The organism is Shewanella sp. SG41-4 (genome assembly GCF_014164505.1).
Classification (GTDB): domain Bacteria; phylum Pseudomonadota; class Gammaproteobacteria; order Enterobacterales; family Shewanellaceae; genus Shewanella.
In genome coordinates, this window is sequence record NZ_JACJFI010000276.1 from 1 (window position 1) to 4,971 (window position 4,971).

The 4,971-nt window shown below is 37.0% G+C and carries 5 protein-coding genes and 1 pseudogene; 4 read left to right on the forward strand and 2 right to left on the reverse strand.

What is annotated here, in order from left to right; translation table 11 throughout:
* Positions 1-13: 13 nt before the first annotated feature.
* The 4 genes and pseudogenes from H5202_RS24685 to H5202_RS17960 all read left to right on the forward strand — a co-directional run.
* Positions 14-142: a DUF6194 family protein gene (locus H5202_RS24685; protein WP_336244810.1), complete on the forward strand. Its 129-nt coding sequence runs from the start codon at positions 14-16 to the stop codon at positions 140-142.
* 130 nt (positions 143-272) lie between these two features.
* A complete protein-coding gene (locus H5202_RS17950; RefSeq protein ID WP_182773270.1) occupies positions 273-1,262 on the forward strand; it encodes an alpha/beta hydrolase in 990 nt (329 codons plus the stop codon).
* A gap of 303 nt (positions 1,263-1,565) precedes the next feature.
* The gene (locus H5202_RS17955; protein ID WP_182773271.1) at positions 1,566-1,931 is read left to right on the forward strand and encodes a hypothetical protein; all 366 of its coding nucleotides are present in this window, start codon (positions 1,566-1,568) and stop codon (positions 1,929-1,931) included.
* Positions 1,912-2,133: pseudogene (locus H5202_RS17960) on the forward strand (IS66 family transposase zinc-finger binding domain-containing protein); the annotation flags it as partial. The gene H5202_RS17955 and the pseudogene H5202_RS17960, both read left to right, overlap by 20 nt.
* Positions 2,134-2,540: 407 nt before the next feature.
* On the opposite strand, the gene H5202_RS17965 reads toward H5202_RS17960, so the two are convergent.
* Positions 2,541-3,230 carry a hypothetical protein gene (locus H5202_RS17965; protein ID WP_182773272.1) on the reverse strand — a complete coding sequence of 230 codons (690 nt, stop codon included), beginning with the start codon at positions 3,228-3,230 and terminating at the stop codon, positions 2,541-2,543.
* Between the two features lie 73 nt (positions 3,231-3,303).
* A complete protein-coding gene (locus H5202_RS17970; protein ID WP_182773273.1) occupies positions 3,304-4,206 on the reverse strand; it encodes a hypothetical protein in 903 nt (300 codons plus the stop codon).
* Positions 4,207-4,971 lie beyond the last annotated feature (765 nt).

Genomic DNA, 4,971 nt, shown 5'->3' on the forward strand with positions numbered 1-4,971 from the left:
TATTTATGGTTGGATGTCATGGGTTCAAATATTAAATCCGACAGAATCAATGTTTACCGAGGTATTTCCTTTGATAACAGAGGCGCACTCAATTGCAGTATTAAAGTTCAACAAAAAAATGGAAAAAAAGCAATCAGTTTGACGGGTTTACGCTGTGTCTTAAGTTGCAAAATATAGCGACGTTAGTTGTACCAAATCATCTATGCACTTTATGGCTGAGTGAATAGAAAAATCACACTTTGAAAAGGTTTTATTTAAGGAACTGTTAATTAATGAACTTTAAACCCATAGCGATGAAGGCTTTGATAATACTGTTATTTACTTTTCTTGCAAATAATTTGCACGCTAGCTCTGATGAGCAAAGTACTAATGACTTTTTCTCACTTGTTGAGATTAAAAACGCCCCTAAAAAATCATTACAGCCTATTAATTATGTACAGGCAAGTGATGATGTTTCCTTAGCTTATCGCGCTTATCTCCCTAAGCAGACCCAAGCAATTTTAATATTTTATCATGGAGCCGGTGGTCATAGTGGGCTTAGCTACAATCACATAGGTACGGGTTTACGTGATAATTTTAATATCGCTGTATACATGCCAGATATACGAGGCCATGGAGGATCCGGCGGAAATCGAGGTGATACTCCACAGGTTGAACAAGTGTGGTCAGACATTAATACAATGGTTAACGTTGCTCGTGATAAATACCCTAATCTTCCTATATTTGTTGGTGGTCACTCAAGTGGTGCTGGTTTAGCACTAAATTATTCTAGTTGGGATCAAAGAGTTGAGATTGATGGCTATGTATTTCTAGCTCCATATTTTGGTTATCGTTCAGAAACCAATTACGATGAGGGTGAGAATAAACGCTTCGAGTTTTCTACAGTAAAAACGTCTGACTTTGTCATAAATACGATGAGCGGCGGTTTATTTTCAGGTCATTCAAAAGCAGTAAAATTCAATTTTCCAGATTCTGTGTTAAGAGATAACCCAGAGATTGTACCGTTTAACACTGTTAATATGTCGAACGCTTTGACCCCTCATTCACCTGACTCTCAATTATCTAAAATACATCAATTTGGCTTATGGATAGGAATGCAAGATGAGGCGTTTGACCCATTAAAAGTAACTATGTTTGCAAAAAAATACAGTGGCAAAGAAGCTAGCAAGGAGATTCAAATAGTTGCTGATGAGAATCATTTTTCAATAATTTTGAATGCAGGAAGTTTTATTGGTCCATGGTTAATAAATGCTATTAAGTAGTGGTAATTTGTAAATAATCGTTTAGGTGGATGTATTTAACCTTAGAGAGTCGCTGCTATGAGGAATCCCATCAATCATGAGTTAATGATAGCTCGGCTAATTGCCTCGGGGCATGGCCTATTTAAATACAGGTTAATGCAGGATGTATTTGGCTGTGGCGAAGGATTGATATTCACATCGGTTCGTCCGGTGAACAAAATTTGTGTGCCACTTCACAGCTAACTCACGATTAATTGGTGATCAGCATCTTTAGTGGGGCGTTGTTATGTCTATATATTTCTCTAGTATTGGTTTTAACTATAAATGAGTCGAACTTTTAAATACGAAACACCCCCATGGGGGGCGAAATTAATATGTTCTATTTACATGCTTTTATCAGGAATTCTTTTATTTATTTTCTCGGCTTATGACCGATGGGCTGCGGATTCACCATGGATTTTGAGATACGCTTTCTTGATTTTAGGTTTGATATTTTTATTTGTCTCTATCAAGCCAAAAAACTGGAAAGGTTGGGTTTATTTTACAGCAGATGATTATGGGGTACGCTTTTCATCGCCACTGTCTCAAGGTAAAGAGCAGACGTTCCTTGATGTTAGATGGGATAATGTGGGTAACATCAAAAGTGAAGCTCTCTATGGTGGTGTAAATGGAATATGTAGAGGAAGTTGAGGCTGAGCAACAATCCATTAGCTACACCCGTAAAAGGCCTTTGCGTAAGCCGCTGCCAAAAGACTTACCCCGTGAGCAGGTTATTCACTACATTGATGATAAAACCTGTGATTGTTGTGGCGGTGAGCTACATAGAATGGGTGAAGATAAGTCAGAAAAGCTTGAGTTTATTCCCGCTCAAATCAAAGTGTGCGTTTATATAATAGTACATGTAACTAAAAATTAGATTGAAAAGTTAGAAAAGCCCACACAAACAGGGGTTGCGAGTCGATTATGTAACTTTTTTCAAAATATCTAACTTTCGAGATTATTTTGTTCATAGGTAATGAGTGCTGTGAGTTATAAACTTAGATCAATAATGAAACTAATACTATCTAACTTTTAGGTTTTGGTAAAAGTTACAGGAATTCTACTATGCAGCGTTACTGTGAACTAAGCCAGTGAGCTCGATACTGCTACAACACACATTTGGACAGAAGTTTGTTAGACTTTTAGCTCGAATTAATGAGTTTCGAATTAAAAACTCTATGGGTAACGCCCGCTTCACCCTGCAAAAATTTTGTTGCGCAAGCAACGTAAATTTTGTCCGGTGCAGCGTTTGTTAGTGTTTTATATTTGGTCAAGTTCGACTTTCATTTGTTTACGAACATTATCACGAATTGAAGTGATCTCTTGCCCTTGCTCTTCGGCTTTAACCTTAAGTGGAGACAATATAGTCTGGTCTGCCCAAAACTCCGGGCTTGCCATCATTCTCAACATTTCCTGCGCTGTATTGGTTGCTTCCCCAACATTAGCCGTAAGCTCATCTAGGAGGCCATCTACAATTGATGATGAAATAAGTCGTATGCTGTTTGTTTCTGTGGCTAGTTTCAGATGCTCTTGGTGTAGCTCACCAAATAAAGCCATCATGCCTTGATTGAATTCAGCAATCGCTTCATTTTGAGTAGAGACATCATCAACCAAGTAGTTTTCCATGAACTTTGAGTGAATTGGACCAAATCGTTCTATGAAAACCTCATTGCTTTTAGAGTGAAATTCGTCGAGTAACGTAAAGAATTTGGCGAATTGATTCTTCTTCTCTTCGTATTTATACTTTCTCAACTCAACATCAAGAACATTATTTTTCTTAAGCTCTTCGATCTCTTTAGTATATTTTATTTTAACTTGCTGCTTTTGTTCTTCTAAGTTTTCAATGTCCTCTTTTAAGGCTCGATTCTTCCCTTTTTCTTTTCCATAAGCAGCAAAGTAACCTGCCATTATTCCGAGTAAAAAAGATATCAATCCAATTATGTATTCCATTCTATGCTCTATTTCAGGTGAACACTAACGCCGCGTTCACCGGCTTGTCCGGCGCAACGCTTTGATAGCAATTTTATGCTTCTCGTCTACAACCTTTAGCTTCATCTTCTGAGAAATCTATCTCACTTATTCTAAGTAGGCCAGATGCAATAGCAGGTTCAAAGTCTTGAAGAAATCTATCGATGGCTCTTAGTCTAGGTTCTTCATCGGGTATATTTAGCCAAACAAGATCAAGATGAGCGTTCACACCTTTAACATTTTGATAATGATTAAGTTTTGAAAGCATCATATATATACGATCTCGTAACATCATATGCATTCCGCGATTTGGCCTAAACTCAACAAATATTTCTTTGTCTTCATTTTTATAGTAACCATCAAAGATTGGCTGATGATTACTTACTGGGTCAATTCCATGAAACTGTGTGACGAGCTTTGCTTCGGGTATGACGTTGGCTGAATGAATACCTTTTGTGACTATATATTTTTCCATTGCCAATAATTCGATTTTCCGCCAGTCAACCCTATATTCTGGTTGGGGTGAACGGGTTCTTTCTTCTTCATCAATTTCTTTGGCCTGAACCTCTTGTTCAGTTGCTCGCTCTACCGTTGCTATCTTTGATGCATGGTAATCACCATAAACATTTGTATGCTGCTGAGTTTGGTTTTGAGTATTTGAAATCGTAATCAGTTGATTTAGAAGATTAGCCTTATCTTTTTCTAATTTTTGAACTTCTACATCCTTCTTTTTGACTTCCTTTGATATTGAAATCAGCTTGCCAATAGAAAAATTATCGAAGGTTTCAGATAGCACCAAAATTAGTAAAATCAACAATAGAGTAATAACCCCAGAGTTTATTTCACCTCTCGGCTCTATATGGAAATAGCTAAACGCAATCATCGCAACAATAAGAATGCAAAACGCGACTATCATGCTACGAACAAATCTGTTTGATCTTTTCTCAGTATTATCCATAACTATCCTTGATTGCTAACGTTTTAGTATTTATGTGTTGCGCTATTTGCATGGCATAAACCGCTTGTTGGACTTCGCCGATGCCGAGTCCAGTTTAATTAGTACATTTTAGCTATAGGGATTTGCTTTTTTCGATGTTGGATCTGGGCTGTAGAGCAGTTTTGAACTGATTATATGGTTTGATTTGTAAGTGTTTCATTAAAATTCCTTTGTCATTATGGTGTTCCATCACATCTTTTTAAGTCTAGCTGATTCAATGCGGATAATATACTGAATTGAGTCAGCATTTGGCTCCGCGCAGCGGCTTAGCACAACAGCTTATTGAACGGCTCGCCAAGTAAAGTCGACCGCTTAAGTTATTGATTAATATCATCCTACATTTGCAATATCGTTGATGTAAAGCGATAAGTTATTATCAAAGCCTAAAATCAAACCGAGGTTACCTAAATAAAGTGTTTACAAAATAATCTATATCATCAAGTAGTTAAGATTAATCGTATAATTATTACTTACTACTTTAGACGTACTGATTAAGTTGTTTGATTTAAATTAAGCCAAAACTCGTTATAACTGGGTGGGTTTTGTCACAAAGATTGCTCAACTAATTCATACTTATCCAAATCCAATGGTAATCCCCCCTAAAATAGTAGATTTCAAAAGTAGAATTTTCTCGTAATATATACGCAGGGAGATTCTGCATGAAAACATCAAAATTTAGCGACAGCCAAATCCTAGCAATTCTTAAACAAGCCGAAGCTGGCACCC